Raw genomic sequence first — 19,285 nt, 5'->3', positions numbered from 1 at the left:
TCGTGCCTTCAGCTAGTATTCATTCGGTGCTATGCATTCCTTCCAGTATTCAACGATCTTTTTTATGGTACTTTCAAACTCTTCCAGCGATCCCGGCTTCTTAAAAAATCCCTGCACCGACATGGCATAGGCTTCAACAACAGATTGCTTATTAGCCCCGGTGGTGAAAAACAGGTAAGGAATGCACTTCATTTTCAATTCTTCATTGTTGAACACTTTATACCGCAGTTCAAATCCGTTGATCTTAGGCATATTGATATCAGATAGAATTAAAAATGGCTGAATGTCTGTTCGGTTCAAAAAATCCAATGCCTCATATCCGTTCATGAAATAGTGCACTTCATTGGCATAACCCAGTTTAGCAAATATCTCTATCAACAAATGCTGATCATCAAGATCATCCTCAATTACTATTATTGGACCATTTTTATTCATGATATACCGTTAGCGGTGAAAGGTAGACTAATATACCCGAATGATTACAGGAGAATATATATATACCTATCAACCAACCAAATAGACAGAAAAATTTATATAGACAGCCAATTGACAGCCTCGTCTATTTCACCCAGCGTAAATGACCTTACTTCTCCTGGCATCACATGTTTCGCAATATCGGTTGCCCTATTTACGCCATCCTGGCCACTGGCAATAGCTATCTTCCGCCACTGCAGCAGGTGTTTTAATCCTAATTTCATATCATCATACCATGCACCTGCGCTCATATTGCTTACATCTGTGTCCAGTACAAACAGATAGTTGATCTTTCCGGTAGCATCAGCAACTTTATCAACTGCAGGTATCAGTACCGTGTCAAATTCTTCTTTAGTTATCTTTCCGGTTGCCCTGAACCCAACCACATTGGCCGGCAGGTCTTTCATCTGTTCTATCATAAAATGCTTTTTGTATTTTAGGCTGCAATAATTTCTATGCCACGGCAGGGGCACGCTATTTGTTGTAATTTCAGCAATGGGATCCCATACAAAATCAGCCACTTATGATAATTAACAATACCGAAATAAAAGGGTTGAGTAATAATGAAGTAATCGAATCAAGAAATAAGAACGGTGCTAATAGGCTTGACTACAAGAAGGAAAATACAATAATTGATGCTATTAAAAGCCTGGCTAAAGAGCCGATGGTCATCTTGCTGATCATTACTGCTTCTATTTACTTCATAAGCGGTGATTTTGGTGATGGTGCGTTTCTGACATTCGCCATTGTTCTGGTAGCCACCATTTCCCTGTACCAGGATGCAAAAAGCCGGGATGCCCTGGCCAAACTAAAAAGTTTCACCCAACCCAACGCCAAAGTAATACGCAATGGCGAGGTGATCGAAATAGGTAGTGAAGAACTAGTCATAGGCGACAGCCTGATGATCGAAGAAGGCGGCGCTATCGCGGCCGATGGCACCATAGTTCATTCCAACGATTTTTCAGTAAATGAGTCTATTCTCACGGGAGAATCTTTATCGGTTTACAAAGATCACGCAAGTGAGAATAACCTTGTGTTCAGGGGCACTTCAGTGATAAGTGGACTGGCAATAGTAGAGATCACGGCTATTGGCAATAAGACTAAACTAGGTAAAATAGGCAAAAGCCTGGAAAGCATTGAAGACGAGCCAACGCCTTTAGAATTACAGATCACCAATTTTGTCAAGAAGATGGTGATCATTGGCGCAATAGTATTTGTGGTGGTCTGGGGCATTAACTATTATCATTCACGCAGTATACTGGATAGCCTGCTCAAAGCGCTTACATTAGCCATGAGCATATTGCCGGAAGAGATACCGGTAGCATTTACCACTTTTATGGCTATGGGCGCATGGCGGCTGATGAAGATGGGAATTGTAGTAAAGCAAATGAAAACCGTGGAAACCCTGGGTAGTGCCACCGTTATTTGCACCGACAAGACAGGTACTATCACCGAGAATAAAATGACACTAGCGCGTCTCTTCACACTTACCGCCAACAAGACGATCACTCCCGAGGAAACACTGAATGACGAAGAAAAAGAATTGATCACACTGGCTATGTGGGCCAGCGAGCCTATTCCCTTCGACCCGATGGAAATAGCACTGCACGACGCCTATGCCCGATCTGCAAAGGTTGATGACCGCCCCGACTACAAATTGATCCATGAATATCCGCTGGGCGGCAAACCGCCTATGATGACTCATATACATGAAAACAAGGCAGGCAACCGCATTATAGCTGCCAAGGGCGCACCGGAGGCTATAATGGCAGTAGCAGACCTTTCGGACACCGAAAAACAGAATATACACACCGCCATCAACTCAATGGCTGCGGAAGGATACCGGTTGCTGGCTGTGGGAGTAACATCCATGCAGGGTAACAACTGTCCCGAACAACAGCAGGATTACAAATTCAAATTTATGGGTATGGTGGCATTTTATGATCCTCCGAAAAAGAACATAGCAGCTGTACTACAGGAATTTTATAAGGCAGGCATAGCGGTAAAAATAGTAACCGGCGACAATGCAGCTACCACAGGCGCTATTGCACGACAAATAGGATTTAAGGGTTCTGAACAAAGTATTACAGGCGATGAACTAATGGCCCTTTCAGATGCCGAACTTGAGGAGCGCGTAGAAACAACCAATATATTTACCCGCATGTTCCCGGAAGCAAAACTGCGGATCATAAACTCGCTGAAAGCCCGCAACGAAATTGTAGCCATGACAGGCGATGGAGTAAATGATGGGCCCGCCTTAAAAGCGGCGCACATTGGAATTGCTATGGGGAAGAAAGGTACTGAAATTGCCAAACACGCAGCATCACTCATTCTCATGGAAGACGACCTTTCTAAAATGGTCGACGCAGTAGCTATAGGACGTAAGATATACACCAACCTCAAAAAGGCCATTCAGTATATAATCTCTATTCATATACCCATTATACTTACCGTATTTATACCATTGGCATTGGGTTGGATATACCCCAATATCTTTTCCCCGGTACATATAATTTTCCTGGAGCTGATAATGGGGCCAACATGCTCTATCATCTATGAGAATGAACCCATGGAAAAGAATACCATGTCACTTAAGCCACGCCCATTTGCAACAACATTCTTCAACTGGAGCGAACTGGCAACAAGTTTACTACAGGGACTACTCATTACAGCCGGCACGCTCACCACCTATCAATATGCAGTACATCAGGGCTATAATGAACCAATAACCCGTACCATGGTATTCACGGCATTATTGTCTGCAAACATTTTGCTTACCTTGATCAACCGCTCATTCTATTATTCAATACTCACTACCATCAGGTATAGAAACAATCTGGTCTGGTTGATAATTGGCATAACCATGGCAATTGCAGTGGCGCTTATCTATGTCCCTTCACTAAGCAACTTTTTCAAGTTTGGCTACCTCACACCGGCGCAGGCAGGCACAAGTATTGGCATTGGCGCATTATCTGTGATCTGGTATGAAGCTGTAAAGTGGCGGAAGAGGATTATTAGTAAGAAGCCAGCTAACTAACAAATTTCAATTGGGAAATTTTTATCTTCGGTAAACTAATAGCCAACCAATGAAGTTCCCGGTAGCCTGCCTGATTGCATTGTTTCTAATAACCAACTCCTTTGCACAGGAGCCGCTGTATCCCTACAAAGCAGGTAAGCTGTTTGGCTATTGCACAAAAGAAAAAAGAATGGCTATTCCTCCGGTATATATTACCACAGAGGCTAATGACAATTTCTATATCTGCACGGCCTCTACAGGAATGGTTACAGTATTTAATAGCAAAGCACAAGCCATAGATAGCGCATCCTACAACATATTCAGGATAGGTACGAGCAAGGTACTGCTAATTGAGCCATATAATGTAAGAGATATGGTAAAGCTGTTGATTGCGCAGCAACAAAATAGTCGGCGCACCCTAAGTGAGTGGACAGAACTAACACCATCCCGAGCATGGACAATAGATAGTTTGGGATACAAAACAGTGGTCAAAGACACACTCATTGCCATGCACGATGGCCATGCCTGGGTACGTGTCAGTAACGGAAACTATCAAGGCGTTTATGACATCAACACACAGCAATACATTGTCCCATTGTCGCCCGACAGCATGAGGATCGTCCCTCATAAATTTATACTTGTAAGTAGTGCTGATAAATGTACAGCCTACACCTTCACGGGCAAATCATATAATATCCCAATTGCCGCAAGTGACCTAAAGGAAATATACAATGATGGACTGCTATTGGAAACACATGCCAAAAAGGGAGAGAAAGGTTCTTTGTATACTAATACCGGCAAGCTACTTTTTGCCGCTGATAAAGATTGGGGCCGAATGATATACCCTAACGAAAAAGTAAAGGCACTATGGCTGAGCAATAGAAAACAGACCATGAAACCGGATAACAGAATAGCACTCTATTCGACCGATGGCACCTTTATTAAAAACGTGTGCACAGTTAGAGAATGGCTAAACGGCATGCTGCTGGTTGCCATTGCCGATTCAACTCCGGCACTTACCACAAATACCTACTTGTATGATATTGTAAAGAACTCATGGAAGCTGATCTACAAGGAACCATTTGTACAAGCAGCCGAAAGCACAATTCCCGAGCCTACAGCACTGTCTACCGACTATGGTCAGTTTCTTACGGTTAGACATGCTGGCTACCAGCAATACATTAACGGCTACACCGGGAAGATTCAATTCTCCATGCCCGACTCAATGTGGGGACACAAACCCTATAGACAGGTTATGGGCGACCTAACCTATACCAAGCTTATAGATGGCCACTGGACAAATGTGCGATACAATTTTGTGAGAGAAAAGATGGACAGACCACTTACCCTTTTCGACCCACAACTAAATATTATCAACAAAAAGTACGACTCCATTGTATCATTAAGAATACTTGCCAATAAGTTTGCCAAGGTAAAGAGAAAGGACAAGTATGGACTGATCAACAGCAGTATGGAGGAAACAATTTCGCCTTTGTACGACTACCTCGAGTTTAAGAATAGCCTGTATGCCAAAGTAACAAGAAAGGGCAAAACGTACTGGATCGACACTGCTAACAATGTGGTATTCGACGGTGTATATTTCGACTATATCTCAGACTATTCTGTAAACGGCAAATGGCTCGCCTTTACCTATCAGGCACCACCTGCCTACTGGCGTAACAACAACTACGATTATACCGAAGTAGCAAAGGCCTATATCATCAATGCAAATGGAGAAATCCTGGCCACATGGGATGTAAGCAATGTAGTAGGCGCAGCATACCTACTTACCGTTAATGGGAAAATATTACGCTATCATTCATCAAAGTTCCTTCCCCCTACTTCTATTCAATTGTACAACCCGGCCACAAATAAAATCGATTCTCTACCCTACGCTTACCGCGACTACAAAACGCTGAATAATGCAGCTATTGTTATTATCTGCACCAACACCGATAAGGAACAGGGAGTCTTCTCAGCGCTCGATCTTTCGCCCGTCTTGCCCTTTAGCGATTATGAAGAATATTCGGGAATGACGGCGAAAGAAGTGATCAATACTAAACCCGGAATGGAAAGTGGCATCATACTTCACGCCATGAAAAAAGACTACGAATCAGACCCGGAAAGCAAGATCACACACCATACCAACTATGTAAAACTCATAGGCGGTTTCTACTCTGTAAGCGGCATTAAATACTGGGATGAGGCCAGCGAAAAGTGACCCGATCAATACTGCACATAACTAGTAAAATATAAACACATTTCTCTTGTTCATCTGCTCTTTAGTAGCGGCCGCCTCGCGGCTATAGTAGCGGATCTCGGTTACATTATCGGCATCGTCATAGGTGAATTCTTTTCTATTGTAGGAATATCGGATGCCCCTATTAAACACTGTCTTCTTTTCCTCTATCGGGCGTTTCTTATCGTCATACCGATTTTCGGTTATGGCATCAGTATCGTTCGTAAATTTCCTGATCGTCACGCTACCCATATTAAGGTATCATCAAATATAAAAACAGTCTCAGCGGGATCCGTGCTCTGGCTGCTTGTATACTCTCTGATCACCTTGCCTTTTCCGTTATACACTCTACCTACCATGTATTGCCTGTTGCGCGCTATAACCACATTTACCGTGTCCATAAATGATCGATACGCCATTATAGAATCAAGGTTACCGGTCTTGTCATATCCAAAATGAAACTCCGAAACTGTTTTAGGGCGCTGCTTGTCGCTTTCGTAAGTGGTCTGTCGTTGAACTGTTACTCTTTTAGCATTATCATACTTATATCTATAGACCGTAGTAGCGCCGTTTACCGAATCAAATGAAGATACAGGATTGCCATCTTTATCATACTTGTAAGTAAGTACTTCTCTGGCCATGGCTTGCTCCGGTACTCCTACCGCCAACAATGAATCGGGGTCCAGACCCTGCTTAACTTCTGGCTTCATGGCTATTGCCATCATTGCCATATATGAATTGCGCGGATAGAGGATGGTGCTTCTTTTAGCTACCATATTGCCTTTGCCATCGTAAGAAAAACTAACCGCTGCCCCCTGCTGATACCTACCCAACTTCCGCCAATACTCCAGCTCTTTCACTTCCTCCCATTTCGTATAACTGTAGCCTTTAAACTCTTTTAACTGACCAGACGGATAGTAACTAAAGTCGCTATACATCACTGTGTCCATTGCCTTATCAGGAAACAACTCCAACTCGTATAATTTTGTGCCCTTATAGTGCCCTTTCAGTATCTGCTGATTAACCTCATTGCGGTCTTTGTTTACATCAGGCACGCGCTTGTATTGCGCATAGCCATTTGTACACAAAAAGAGTGATAGGATAAAAATAGAATGACTGAAGCGGAGGTAAGTGCCCATATGTATCAATTTCAGGCAGTAATATAAATAAAAAATGCAAGCACGTGGCTTGCATTTTTCAAGTAGTTCGACTAGGATTCGAACCTAGACAGACAGAGTCAGAGACTGTAATGCTACCGTTACACCATCGAACTATGATTTGTGTTTGGGAGTGCAATGTTAAGAAGGTTTTCAGAGATAATGAAAAATTTCTCCCGAAAATTTTCTTAAAACCTTCAGTTATTCAAAAATTCGCTCCAAAGCCCAGGCTTTTAGCCTCATTTCTTCCCACTCCTGTTCAGGAATACTATCATATGTAATAGCGCCACCAGTTTGATAAGAAAGATAATGAGTGTCGGCATTGTAGAAAAGGCTACGGATAATGACGTTAAAATCAAAATCTCCTGCAGGTGTTATATACCCTACCGAGCCCGAAAACAGTTCTCGTTGCGAGCGCTCATGTTGCTCTATCAGTTGCATTACTTTGTACTTCGGTGCCCCTGTCATGCTACCCATAGGGAATGAATGATGTATGGCATCTGTAAATGGGGTGTCCGCCTTTAAATGACCGCTTACGGTAGATATCATCTGGTGCACCTGAGGGTAAGTGTATATGCCAAACAATTCATCTACTGCAATACTGCCCACCTCACACGCCTTTGCAAGGTCGTTACGCACCAGGTCTACTATCATTACATTTTCGGCACGCTCTTTAACATCATTCCGCAACTGTTCTCTTATCTCATTGTCTGCAGAAGGGTCATTGCTACGCTTTGCGGTGCCCTTTATGGGCTGCGAAAGTATTTTACTACCTCGCTTCTTCAAATAGCGCTCGGGGCTGGCACATGCCATGTATTGCCCGTTAAGCTTATAGTATGCGGCAAACGGTGCCGGAGAAAGCTCATTGAGTGCTTTGAATACCTCCAACGGATCAAGCAATACATCATCACAATAACCCTTGTTGCAGAAGTTGATCTCGTAGCAATCTCCTTCCCTAATGTGATCTCTTAGTGCCTCAATAGTGGCAACATAATCTTCTTTATTGAAGAGACTCGTAAACGTAACTTTTGGTAAGGCGGGTGCGGCTGCAATTTCCCAATTGATTATCTGGTCATAAACTAAGGCCGGATCATAAAATGACTCTATGGTTAGGGAAGTTTGTGCCGGGTTAATATGGCACACCGTTTCAGGGACAAAGAAGTGGAGTTGCGGGAACTGTGATGTGGCTTTGTGGTCTGAATGTAGCTTGTTAAATAGTACATTCTTGAAGTCGTAATTGATATGCCCGAACAACCAGTCTTTATGCGAATTGTAGCGGGCGGAAAGTGAACTAAGATCTTCACCATTAACGGACGATATGCTATCCCTTGCACCTGTAGCCAGCAAGCACTCATAAGTGCCGTAAACCGATGGATAACTGTTGCTATCAAGATAAAGAAGGATGCTGAATTGTTGAGACCAATTCAGCATCCTTGCTTTTATATTACCGGCCTCATGCGGACCGATAGGAAATTCTATTTTCTGCCTGTGCAGCGATGTGGACATTAATTAAAAATCGTCGTCGTCGTCATCAAAACCACTTGCTCCTTCACTGAAGAAACCAAGGTCTTTAAAATCATCATCACTGTCGAAGTCATCATCCTTAGATGATTTCTTTTTGCCAGCAGCTTTGGTCTTAGATTTCGGCAATTCAAACTCTTCGAAATCCTTGTCGATGTCAACATCAAAATCGTCGTCATCGTCTTTGCCGAAGTCATCATCTACTTCGTCCAGATCATCATCGTCGTCATCATCGTCATCAGCCTTAGATTTCTTTGCTGCTGTCTTCTTAGCTGCGCCCTTTTTCTTAGGTGCATCATCATCTTCAAGATCGTCATCAAGGTCGTCGTCATCGTCTTCCACCTTGCTCTTCTTTGAAGCTGCTGCTTTCTTAGATGCTCCTACCGCACTTTCGTCAGCACTCTTTTTGCTTGCGGTTTTTTTGTCTGTATTTGATTTCATCGCGCTCATACTTGTTGACGTAAAATTTTAATAGTTTGATGAGATTGCCAAATTTTTTTGACAGAAATTTTATAATTTTTTTTCTTAAAAATGTTCGTTACATTGACTTCTGGCGCTTAGATAACTATCAACTGGTTACGACCTGTACCGTTAGAAATATAAGCTATCTTAGTGCCTAGAAATTGTTCTACAAACTTGCAGTAATCTTTAAAATCCTGTGGCAGTGCATCATATTCTGTAACACCAGTAAGCGGCTCACCCCATCCTGCAAATTCCTTGTAAACAGGCTCCAGGCTTACATCATCGGTTACATCATAAGGAAACTCTTCCGTTTCTTTTCCATCTGCAATATACGCAACTGCAGCCTTAATTGGTGTAAAGTTATCGAGTACATCTGTCTTTGTCATGATGAGTTTGGTCACCCCGCTCAGCATCACTGCATAACGCAGTGCAACAAGATCTATCCAGCCACATCTGCGCGGCCTTCCGGTAGTTGCGCCAAACTCACTGCCTGCTTTACGCAGCGCTTCACCGGTCTCATCATGCAGCTCTGTAGGGAATGGACCACCACCTACACGAGTACAATATGCCTTAGTGATACCAAACACTTCGCCAATCCTTTGCGGAGCAACGCCCAGCCCATTACACACACCAGCCGATATAGTATTGGATGATGTAACAAACGGATAAGTACCAAAGTCAACATCGAGCATGCTACCTTGCGCACCTTCTGCCAATACTGTTTTACCCGCTTTCATATGTGTATCCAGCCAGTATTCACCATTCACTATCTGCAGTTTTTTCAACTCTTCTATCGCTTCAAAAAATGCAGGTTCCCACTGTTGCCATTCTACTACATTATCATACTGCTTCAGCATGTCTTTATGCTTCTGCGTAAGCTTGTCATATTTCTCGCGGAAATTTTTTGAAAGTATATCCCCTACTCTTAGTCCGTTACGACCTGTTTTATCCATGTAAGCAGGACCTATGCCCTTAAGAGTAGAGCCTATTTTATCCTTACCCTTAGCCGCTTCAGAAGCAGCATCCAACGCACGGTGTGTAGGCAGTATAAGATGGGCCTTCTGCGATACATACAACCTGCTGAGCAGATCGGGGCAAAGCGGCACTATCTTCTTCATTTCGGCCTGCAATGTAACAGGATCTATTACTACGCCATTACCAATAAGGTTAAGGCAATGATTGTGGAACACACCTGAAGGAATGGTATGCAATACTACCTTCTCACCGTTTACATACAAGGTATGTCCGGCATTTGGTCCACCCTGGAAACGGGCTATGATGTCGTACTTGTCAGCAAGATAGTCTACTATCTTACCCTTTCCTTCATCCCCCCATTGTAATCCCAGCAAAACATCGATCATGAAAAATAGTTTAAACGCTTACAATTATAATGCAGATGCGAAATTATACAAATGTGCACACCCGTGCTAGTTTTAATTCGCTAACTAAACTTTTTTATTTCACTTTTCTTTTCTATAACGGGCAAATATTTGTTTGCGCTTTACCACAAAAAATCAGCCTGCGGAAAACCACAGGCTGATCAATTATATAAGTACTTTACACAGTATTATTTTGTTTTTGTGGCAGGTGCACCCTGTACTTTTACCGGGCCATTAGGCACTGGCTGTGGCGTAGAGTGAACCAACGTTGCATCGTAAGCCTTGTACTGCTCTGCAGTCATTACAGACTTGAACTTAGCGTTTCTTGTAGCAAGAGCGGCATCTACATCAGCGCGGGTGATCTGCTTGCCCGATGCACGGCTGTTTTCCAATGTGGTGGCAAACTCAAGGCATGCCGCGTGTATCTTTTTAGTCTGATCTTCGTTCAGCTTATACTGCTGAGCGTAAGTTTGAGACTGGTGCTCAGCCATTTTCTCAGAGCGTTGTGCAGGCGTCATTTGCTGCTGCTGAACCGGCTGCTGCTTTGCAGGCATTGGTGCAGCCTGTGTTTGCGTAGACTGTGCGAAAACCGGAACAGTTGCAAACGCAAATAATGCAGTGGTAATGATTAGCTTTTTCATAATTAACCTATTATTTTAATGAATAATTTTAAAGCAAATTAGACAAATACTTGCAAAAAATACTTACTCCTGGTGCTTTCACATCCAAAACCGCCATTTATAGCCTGAAACGCTTACCAGCAGCGGATTCTTTTATTGGTTGGGTATTGCCTAATTATGTGTTTTTTAAATAGTAAGTTAATATAAATTCACTGTGTAAATGGGTTACTAAGGCTGTAAATATGTAAAACAAAGAATAAAAGCCTCTTACTTTAGCCTGCTTTTCAACACATAATAACAATAGGGCAATAGAAGAAAATCTACAAGTTGCAGTAAAAATTCATGTAGCTTGGCTGCGGTAATTGACCCTGAAATCGACATAATAAGAGATGAAAAAACAAGAGTATTCTAATCATATACAGTGGTATGTACCACAACATTTTATTTTTTACCCTGTTGTATTAGCTGCATCCATATATAGCGGCAGGCGTGCTTTTACTCATCCTGAGGTGCAAATGGAATGGCTTGCCATTACCGGGATATTCCTGCTGCTGGCCTGGCTGTCTTTTATGATGCGCCAACACTACGGGCTGATCAACCAAAACCGAACAGTAAGACTGGAATTGCGGCTGCGCTATTTTATACTTACGCAGCAACGCCTGGAGCCAATAGAACAGCAATTATCATTTGGTCAACTATCCGCATTGCGCTTTGCAAGTGATGAAGAACTACCCGCATTGGTGCAACGTGCGGTTGCCGAAAAACTATCACCGACCGACATAAAAAAGGCGATCAAAAACTGGGAAGGTGATTATATGAGGGTGTAATTTTACCACACAATGTACACCAGGCAGGAAGCACAAAAACAAAGGCAGTTATTCTGGACCACCTTCGGGCAATATATGCAACCTATATTGTCGGCTGATAAGGAAAAAATAAACTGGATCAACTATAAGACCGGCATATCTGGCATTCATTTTAAAATGGATGCTGATACCGAACGTGCGAGTATTGCCATTGTATTTGCGCAGAGTGATGCAGACGTACGCCGTGCTTATTATGACCAACTGGTGCGCCTTAAAGCAGTGTTACTTGAATCTACCAACGAGCAGTGGGACTGGCAACCTGAAGTACAGGATGAATATGGTAAGCAGATAAGCCAGGTAGGCATCACCCTCGACGATATAAACGTACTTCGTAAAGACGAATGGCCACAGATCATCTCTTTCTTTAAGCAACGCATTGTGGCACTTGATGCTTTCTGGAGCATGGCAAAGTATGGGTTTGAGTGAAGTTTTTGAAAAGTGGCAGTTTTTCATAAAAGTGGCAGTTTTGGTTTAGGTTTTTTGGCTGAAATGCTTTGCAGATGTGATTTCCAGCGTATTTTAACAAACTGCTACTTTCTGCCACTTTCTGCCACTTCCTGCCACTTTCTGCCACATGTTGCCACTTTTTGATGCTACTTTTGGATGCTACTTTTTGGGTGCTACTTTTTTAGGTGAGTAGTCCCTTAATAGGTTTACATGTTGGTTAGATAATACGTGTAGTTATTTGCTGACATTTTCGGAAGCGAGACGCTTCCAATAATAAGGACGAAGCGGACGCTTCGACCAGTAAGACATGTTGTTTTTACCCTGCCGCTGAGGAGACGCAAAATCTTGCGTCTCTACGAACAACCAGTTTTTGCCAGTGGAAGTTTTTTCTTGCTTGCGGAAGTTTTGTTGGGTGTGTTTTGGCTGAAGTACCTTATGGTATTGCGTTTCAGTGTGTTTTAACAAATTTCCAAAAACTTCCACTTTCTTCCACTTTTCTTCCACTTTCTTCTACATTTCTTCTACATTTCTTCTGCTTTTTGTCTGAATCACAGATTCTACAGATTCTAATTAGATGAGTGATTTTCATTGGTTGGTGCAGGGGCGGAAAATGTTAAGCCCCTACAGTGCGATTTGTGTGGAGTGATTGTGTTTTCATAGGGTTCATAATGTCAAAGAGCGCGTCGTCCTTCACTTTGGTAAACTCAGTGTAAACTTGAGTTCAGGATGACAAATTTATAATTCGGGTGTAAATTAATACGGCAGATTGATTCGGGCAAATAAAGATATTCACAAAAGTTACGTCTGCGTCGGCTGATACGCCTTGTGGGCAAGGGTTACAGACGACGAATTTTGTGGATATGTTTTTTCTCGCGACGCAAAAAATGAATTCATTCTAAATAATGGGAGCTATTCTACGGAGTCTGCAAATGTTATGGTGCGTATGGGCGTTACAAACGCCTACCGTTGCATCCGCGTTTCAAACGCAGGCGATCAGAGAGATGAAAAACAAAACAGGCCGATCAGATATGACCGGCCTGTTTCTTTATGTATCTATAAGCAGACTTTCTACTTACAACTTATAACTTACTGGTATTTTACCTTCTACCACCACCACGCTGTTCCTGTGGTGCCTGCTGCGGCCTTGGTGCGGGAGCCGGTGCCGGTTGAGGGCGTGGCTGCTGCATTTGTGGTTGCGGCTGTGGCCTTGGCTGTTCCGGTGCGCGCTGTGGCTGCTGTGGCGGCGGATTATAACGTTGAGGTTCAGGATTGCGCTGTGGCTCAGGTGCACGTTGTGGCTGCTGCGGCTCAGGATTACGCTGAGGGGTAAAGCGCTGTGGCTCAGGGCGTGGCTGTTGTGGCTGTACCTGTGGGTTCTGCCTTACAGGCTCTGGGTTACGCTGTGGCTGAGGGTCAAAGCGCTGAGGCTGTTGTGGCTGCACCTGTGGGTTCTGCCTTACAGGCTCTGGGTTACGCTGTGGTTCCTGGCGTGTCTGCTGAGGATTTCTCTGGTCGAAACGGCCGGGTGACTGCTGCGGGTTACGTGGTTCGGGATTACGATCGTTACGGCCTCCGGGGTTTGCCTGCTGCGGGTTATTACGACCAGGCTGCTGGTTAGGCGTATTATTATTATTATTATTGTTCCTCGGACCTACAACACCAGTGTTACCCGGGTTGTTCCTCTGTATTTCCTGTCTGAAACCCGGCTGCCTACCGGTAGTTGGTGTTGCCGCTTCAGGGCGACCGATATTGCGCGGTGCCTGAACAACATTACCCGGACGAGCAGTAGTATAAGTACCTCTGTCTACATTAGGGCGATACATGCTTACTGTGCGCTGCTGTATAGCAGAAGAACCCGGCCTTGTGCTGTTTGACACTCTGTAAACCTGCACAGGTGCATGTGTTGTAGCCTGTATTGTAGACGCACGCGGACCATAGTTATACTGTACATGAGAGCGATTATCGACATACACATTATTGATGATGGTAGTCTGGTTAATGTACCCTCTGTTGTAAGAAGGACCTCTCCAGTAGTTATAGTAATCATGCCTGTAGAGATACTGCGGACCTACGAATACCCACCATGAATCGGGGCAACCATAGCTTGAGCCTACACCATAACCAGGTGCCAGCGGCGCCCAACCGGCATAACCGCCGCCATATCTCCAGCTTACCCAGGCCGGAGCCCATTCATAACCCGGAACCCATATCCAGCCATAATAGCCGTTATATGTCCAGCGGCCATAGTGGTAGCAAGCCCATCCCCAAGGATCATCAGAAACCCATGTATTACCATAGTCGGTCATCACCCACTGGCCGCGGCTGCCATACGGACGGAAATCACCATCTTCGTTAGGCACCCAAACGTTACCATATTCAGGATCATAAACCCATTGGCCGTAGGGAGACAATTCATCATAAAATGTCTGGTAAGAAACGGAAACATCCTGAGCCTGAGTTTTGCTTCCGGTAGAAACAAGCAGTAACATGCTCAACACTGAGACGTACAGCAGGCTATTGAATACTTTTTTCATGTTTTTATTTTTAAATGTTGTTTTTCAGATTGTATTTGACTTAAAATCTCACTGTTTGATCTGTATAGTTCAATAATGATGCCAATAATTTTCAACAACTTAAAAAAAATCCCCGGCATAACCGGGGATGTACAAAATATAATAACATTAACTAGGCAACTAATTCACCCTTAAGCACTTTGGCCATTGTAGCGCCAATGTTTGCAGGGCTCGCAACCACGTGTATACCACACTCAGCCATAGTCTTCATTTTAGCAGCAGCTGTATCATCGGCACCACCAATGATAGCACCAGCGTGACCCATACGGCGACCTGCTGGAGCAGTTTGACCAGCTATGAAACCTACAACAGGCTTGCGCATATTTTCTTTAAGCCAATGAGCGGCTTCAGCTTCCATATTACCGCCGATCTCACCTATCATGATGATACCGTCAGTTTCAGGATCGTTCATCAGCAATTCTACCGCTTCGCGGGTAGTTGTGCCAATGATAGGATCGCCACCAATACCAATAGCAGTAGAGATACCCAATCCTGCCTTTACAGCCTGGTCGGCAGCTTCGTAAGTCAATGTACCTGACTTAGATACGATACCGATGCGACCCGGAACGAAGATAAAGCCCGGCATGATGCCTACCTTAGCCTCACCCGCAGTGATAACACCAGGGCAGTTAGGACCGATCAAACGGCAATCGCGGCTTCTGATGAATTCACGTGCCTTCACCATATCCTGTACAGGAATGCCTTCTGTAATGCAAATGATCACCTTTACACCTGCGTCAGCAGCTTCCATAATAGCATCTGCTGCAAATGCAGGCGGTACAAATATGATAGAAACATCGGCACCGGTAGTGTCTACAGCATCCTGAACGGTATTAAATACAGGCCTGTCGAGGTGAGTAGTACCACCCTTTGCAGGTGTAACACCACCAACCACGTTGGTACCATATTCTATCATCTGGGTAGCATGGAAAGTACCTTCAGTACCGGTAAAACCCTGTACAATTACCTTTGAATCTTTATTTACGAGAACAGCCATGAGCCTTTATTTTTTGAATTTGATGGCGAAATTAATCAATTTGGCCGCAAAAGCAATATAAGCGGGTGAAAAAAAGCAGGAAACGTAACTACAATTGTCTGAACTGTGATTACACTGATTAAAAGATCGACTATGATTTCAATTCGATGGTCGTCAGTCAGACCGACAAGAGAGTGCATGGAAATGGGAAAACGAATACATACGCTTGGGAGGGCAACCGCAAGGGATTGCCCATACAGGCAATGTCATTGATTTAAGATGTCTTCTATACTGATTGCGCTCTTTCAGCGCTTTTGTGATGCGGTGGTTTCTGACGTAGGGCTAAACGCCCTACGCTATTGAGGACGCTCTTTCAGAGCTTTAAGTCAATGACATTGCCCCTATGGGTAGAAAACGAATACGCTCAACACCAACATTATTGATATAAAAATTTACTACAACTCCACAAAACCGTGCTTGATCGCAAACATCACCAGACCGGTCTTTGACTTGATATTGAATTTATCAAAGAGGGACTCGCGGTAGCCATCTACGGTGCGGCGGTGTACCTGTAGTATATCTGCCATATTATCGTAGGTGTATTCATTTTTATCGCATACCAACCTCAGGAACATCATCTCGCGCTCGGTAACATGCTGCGCTACTTCATTTACCGGCACGTTGGTTTCCATCTTCTTCATCATGGCCGTTTGCAGCAGTTCGCTATGGTAGTAGCCCGTGGTGTGGGTGTCATGAATGGCCTTTTGCAGCACATCTGCAGTGCAGCTTTTAAGCAGGTAGCCTCTTACGCCCAGCCTGAAGAGGTCTATTACTTTACGTTCACTGGCATCCCAGGTAAGTATCAGCACTTTTAGTTTGGGTACTTTCTTTTGCAGCCACAGCATTGTTGCCTCTCCATCCATTACGGGCATCTCCAGGTCCATGATCACAATATCGGGCAGTGGCTCGCCGGCTTTTATGGCTTCTGTAAGCTCTTTGCCGTCAGAGTATTCTTTAATCACTTCGTAATTGCCCAATACTTCTATTAATGACCGCAAACCACTCCTTACAATTACATGATCATCAACTAATACTATAGATACTTTGTTTTCCATGAGATACTAAACTTGTGTAAATCTACAGATTGTACCCTTACCCTCCTCACTTTCTATTGAGCCATTTATGTTGGCTATGGCAGCACGCTTTATCATATTGTTCAGCCCGGCACCATTACCTGTGGTCATTTTAGTAGCCACGTCGAAGCCCATGCCGTCATCCTTTACCTCCAACATAAATTGGCTACCTCCTTGCAGGGTTATATAAATGTTCTTACCTCTGGCATGCTTCAATATATTATTAAGCGTTTCCTGGAATATGCGGAACATCATAACACGTTGGTCTTTTTCCAGTTTAGGTTCTTCTTCGGCGGTCCAGTGGATGGTGTAGGTATTCAACTTGCGTATGCGTTCTATTTCGTCGTGCATGGCGGTTATCATGCCCCCCTTCTCCAGGAAATCGCTGTTCAGGCTGCGGCTTATCTGTCTTAGTTCACTTATAGTTGTGTCAATATCAGCCGTTATCGGTTCTATTTCCTCTCTTATGTCCTTGTGAATGATCTTGTGTCGCTCTACGTGCATCTTTAATACCGTGAGCCGCTGGCCCAGGTTGTCGTGCAATTCGCGGGCCACATTGGCCATTACGCGCTCCTGCACCTCGTGTTCGGCTATACGTAGTTCTTTTTCGTAGTCTGCCTCCATGCGGGCTATTTTTACTTCCTGGTTTACGTGTCGGCGATTGGCAACGAATACACTGATGATAACGCTACACAATAAAAGGAGTATAACAAGAGTGGAAAATATGACCGTAATACCGTTGTGATCAGTCATCCGTTAGTTAGTTTATAGTTTTTCATTTCTTTAGCAGCCATAACGATAGTAAGACATTCAAACACCTGTGACACAACACCCAGCACATCATTAACATCAAAAATGTGCATATGTGCGGCAGTTTTAATAAAAGTACTGGCTTCAAGCGCAAGCGTACTCATAAACGGAATATCGCAGGCATAGTACGATACTATCGATAAACAAAGCCAAAACAATGGATCTTTCGCAACCCCTTTTGATGAGCGCATAGTATTATCGATCAAGATAAATGTATAAATAAAAGTAATTATAAGGGCTGTGAGCACCAATGAAAAATAAGCGAAATTGAAAATCGAATTTCTGTAGATCAAATATGCCCAAACAACAAGATTGGCCAAACATATTAAATATAAATATTTTTTTATATACTCCCTTATAAAGTAACCTGACAGTGAGAGATATAAGATAGGATCGACAAAAAGATAAATATTAAACAGCCACAAATTAGGTTTTTGCAGACCATAACTGATAAAATGTCCAATGGTTTCAACCAGAAGCGCTACAACATTGATAAAAAAAAATAATCTGAAAGGATTCGATAAGCACCTGAAATAATAGAGCCCTATCAACATGCCGATTACCTTCGGGGCTATAATAATGAGTAAAAAATGTAGGTTCAGCAAGGTGATGTGTATTTACCTGCAAATCTAATTAAACACTGGTAACAACAGTAGCGAACAAGTTCGAAAACTGTTCGCTATCAATTCTTGTTGCCATCTTTTGAAGAAACGATTACACCTTTGGCAATACGTAAACGCCACAAACGTTAGGGCACAGAGTACCAAAGTCAGCACCCTTGTTATGAAACACCGATATCGTATCGTTATTGTCCAGCATCGGCTGCCCTGCGCTGTTTCTTAGATACAACACCAGCCCGTGCGGAAATGGTATGTTAGACTCTCCACTGTTGGCATGAACATAAGACGTGGAACCAAAGCATATCTTGGCACCGGTTGGTGAGCCGTTGTCAATATACATCTGCAGTATTTCCTGTGTCCAAGGGAAGGTAATGGTACGTGCGTATAGAGAAGCTGAAGTATCAGCTGCCAGTTGCTGCACATTGGTGCCTGTGCAAGGAGGATTGGCGCAGTAGTAAAAACTATTGAGGTAAGCGGCGTTTTGCAGTGAAGTGTCGGGGGTAGTAATTAATGTGCCGTTCCACAACTTATACCATGAACAGCCGGTTGTGATCAGTGCATAGGTACCCAGCGATTGTTCCAATTCATCCATCCTGCATATTTGTATTCTTAGATAAAGTGCATTGGTGGCACCATCAAAGCAGTATACCATTCGTAGTGCTACATCGGTGGTCTGGGCATTGGCAATAAAGTTGTTGACGTCGGTTTGCAAAGTATCCCACGGTATTTGCAGGTCCTGCCCGCCAAAATTAGTGTTGCAGGAAGACCTGTAATAATGAGAGGTAAAGTTGGTGCGGCCCTGGTTGTATTCGGCTAAGGATATGCTCATAGCATCCTGGGAATTGCTCTCTGAATTTAGTTTTACCGGCATAAAGGTTTGTTTAAATGGTAGACAGTAAATATAAAGTACTGATTGCCAATAAACCAAATTTTTCCTACCCGTGAAAACTACCCCCTTTGCCTTTGCATCTTTTCACCTTGCGGGGCAAAGT

19 protein-coding genes and 1 tRNA gene are annotated in these 19,285 nt (G+C 43.5%); 4 read left to right on the top strand and 16 right to left on the bottom strand.

Annotation, left to right across the window (positions count from 1 at the left end):
- Positions 1-12: 12 nt before the first annotated feature.
- Together CJD36_RS16495 and CJD36_RS16490 are read right to left on the bottom strand one after the other, a co-directional pair.
- Positions 13-435 carry a response regulator gene (locus tag CJD36_RS16495; RefSeq protein ID WP_105040291.1) on the bottom strand — a complete coding sequence of 141 codons (423 nt, stop codon included), beginning with the start codon at positions 433-435 and terminating at the stop codon, positions 13-15.
- A gap of 95 nt (positions 436-530) precedes the next feature.
- Entirely contained in the window at positions 531-893 is a 363-nt protein-coding gene (locus CJD36_RS16490) for a SpoIIAA family protein (RefSeq protein WP_133162678.1), read from the bottom strand.
- A 104-nt stretch (positions 894-997) separates the two neighbouring features.
- Here CJD36_RS16490 and CJD36_RS16485 point away from each other — a divergent pair, with 104 nt between their 5' ends.
- Both CJD36_RS16485 and CJD36_RS16480 read left to right on the top strand, forming a co-directional pair.
- Positions 998-3,511, top strand: a complete 2,514-nt coding sequence (locus CJD36_RS16485; RefSeq protein ID WP_105040289.1) for a cation-translocating P-type ATPase — start codon at positions 998-1,000, stop codon at positions 3,509-3,511.
- 49 nt (positions 3,512-3,560) lie between these two features.
- Complete coding sequence (locus CJD36_RS16480; protein ID WP_105040288.1) at positions 3,561-5,711, top strand: hypothetical protein; 2,151 nt, start codon at positions 3,561-3,563, stop codon at positions 5,709-5,711.
- Positions 5,712-5,732: 21 nt separating this feature from the next.
- Here the strand turns inward: CJD36_RS16480 and CJD36_RS16475 are convergent, their stop codons facing one another.
- From CJD36_RS16475 to CJD36_RS16445, 7 genes are all read right to left on the bottom strand, one after another.
- Entirely contained in the window at positions 5,733-5,972 is a 240-nt protein-coding gene (locus tag CJD36_RS16475) for a hypothetical protein (RefSeq protein ID WP_133162677.1), read from the bottom strand.
- Positions 5,969-6,868, bottom strand: a complete 900-nt coding sequence (locus CJD36_RS16470; protein ID WP_105040286.1) for a hypothetical protein — start codon at positions 6,866-6,868, stop codon at positions 5,969-5,971. The genes CJD36_RS16475 and CJD36_RS16470 overlap by 4 nt, the downstream gene beginning before the upstream one ends.
- 63 nt (positions 6,869-6,931) lie before the next feature.
- Positions 6,932-7,002, bottom strand: a tRNA-Gln gene (locus CJD36_RS16465).
- Positions 7,003-7,087: 85 nt separating this feature from the next.
- Positions 7,088-8,392, bottom strand: coding sequence for an anthranilate synthase component I family protein (locus CJD36_RS16460; protein ID WP_105040285.1), 1,305 nt, complete (start codon positions 8,390-8,392; stop codon positions 7,088-7,090).
- Between the two features lie 3 nt (positions 8,393-8,395).
- Positions 8,396-8,848, bottom strand: coding sequence for a hypothetical protein (locus CJD36_RS23285; protein ID WP_161499347.1), 453 nt, complete (start codon positions 8,846-8,848; stop codon positions 8,396-8,398).
- A gap of 116 nt (positions 8,849-8,964) precedes the next feature.
- Positions 8,965-10,230: an adenylosuccinate synthase gene (locus CJD36_RS16450; protein WP_105040284.1), complete on the bottom strand. Its 1,266-nt coding sequence runs from the start codon at positions 10,228-10,230 to the stop codon at positions 8,965-8,967.
- Positions 10,231-10,436: 206 nt separating this feature from the next.
- Positions 10,437-10,889 carry a hypothetical protein gene (locus CJD36_RS16445; RefSeq protein ID WP_105040283.1) on the bottom strand — a complete coding sequence of 151 codons (453 nt, stop codon included), beginning with the start codon at positions 10,887-10,889 and terminating at the stop codon, positions 10,437-10,439.
- A gap of 368 nt (positions 10,890-11,257) precedes the next feature.
- Between CJD36_RS16445 and CJD36_RS16440 the strand changes: the two genes are divergently transcribed.
- Both CJD36_RS16440 and CJD36_RS16435 read left to right on the top strand, forming a co-directional pair.
- Positions 11,258-11,695 carry a DUF6526 family protein gene (locus CJD36_RS16440; RefSeq protein ID WP_105040282.1) on the top strand — a complete coding sequence of 146 codons (438 nt, stop codon included), beginning with the start codon at positions 11,258-11,260 and terminating at the stop codon, positions 11,693-11,695.
- Between the two features lie 12 nt (positions 11,696-11,707).
- A complete protein-coding gene (locus tag CJD36_RS16435; RefSeq protein WP_105040281.1) occupies positions 11,708-12,160 on the top strand; it encodes a DUF4268 domain-containing protein in 453 nt (150 codons plus the stop codon).
- Positions 12,161-12,415: 255 nt separating this feature from the next.
- On the opposite strand, the gene CJD36_RS23035 is transcribed toward CJD36_RS16435, so the two are convergent.
- The 7 genes from CJD36_RS23035 to CJD36_RS16405 all read right to left on the bottom strand — a co-directional run bounded on the left by CJD36_RS23035 (position 12,416) and on the right by CJD36_RS16405 (position 19,164).
- Entirely contained in the window at positions 12,416-12,685 is a 270-nt protein-coding gene (locus CJD36_RS23035) for a hypothetical protein (protein ID WP_133162676.1), read from the bottom strand.
- A 593-nt stretch (positions 12,686-13,278) separates the two neighbouring features.
- On the bottom strand, positions 13,279-14,715 hold the full coding sequence (locus tag CJD36_RS22920) for a DUF6600 domain-containing protein (protein WP_117601803.1): 1,437 nt from the start codon (positions 14,713-14,715) through the stop codon (positions 13,279-13,281).
- A 151-nt stretch (positions 14,716-14,866) separates the two neighbouring features.
- Positions 14,867-15,751: a succinate--CoA ligase subunit alpha gene (gene sucD / locus CJD36_RS16425; protein WP_105040280.1), complete on the bottom strand. Its 885-nt coding sequence runs from the start codon at positions 15,749-15,751 to the stop codon at positions 14,867-14,869.
- Between the two features lie 434 nt (positions 15,752-16,185).
- Positions 16,186-16,845: a response regulator transcription factor gene (locus CJD36_RS16420; protein ID WP_105040279.1), complete on the bottom strand. Its 660-nt coding sequence runs from the start codon at positions 16,843-16,845 to the stop codon at positions 16,186-16,188.
- Between the two features lie 6 nt (positions 16,846-16,851).
- A complete protein-coding gene (locus CJD36_RS16415; RefSeq protein ID WP_105040278.1) occupies positions 16,852-17,616 on the bottom strand; it encodes a sensor histidine kinase in 765 nt (254 codons plus the stop codon).
- A complete protein-coding gene (locus tag CJD36_RS23030; protein ID WP_161499346.1) occupies positions 17,613-17,864 on the bottom strand; it encodes a hypothetical protein in 252 nt (83 codons plus the stop codon). The genes CJD36_RS16415 and CJD36_RS23030 overlap by 4 nt, the downstream gene beginning before the upstream one ends.
- 523 nt (positions 17,865-18,387) lie before the next feature.
- Complete coding sequence (locus tag CJD36_RS16405) at positions 18,388-19,164, bottom strand: hypothetical protein (RefSeq protein ID WP_105040276.1); 777 nt, start codon at positions 19,162-19,164, stop codon at positions 18,388-18,390.
- Positions 19,165-19,285 lie beyond the last annotated feature (121 nt).

The sequence above is a fragment of the Flavipsychrobacter stenotrophus genome (assembly GCF_002954265.1).
In the GTDB taxonomy this organism is placed as follows: domain Bacteria; phylum Bacteroidota; class Bacteroidia; order Chitinophagales; family Chitinophagaceae; genus Flavipsychrobacter; species Flavipsychrobacter stenotrophus.
The sequence above is the reverse complement of the archived record's forward strand: the minus strand, read 5'-3'. Positions and strand labels throughout refer to the sequence as shown.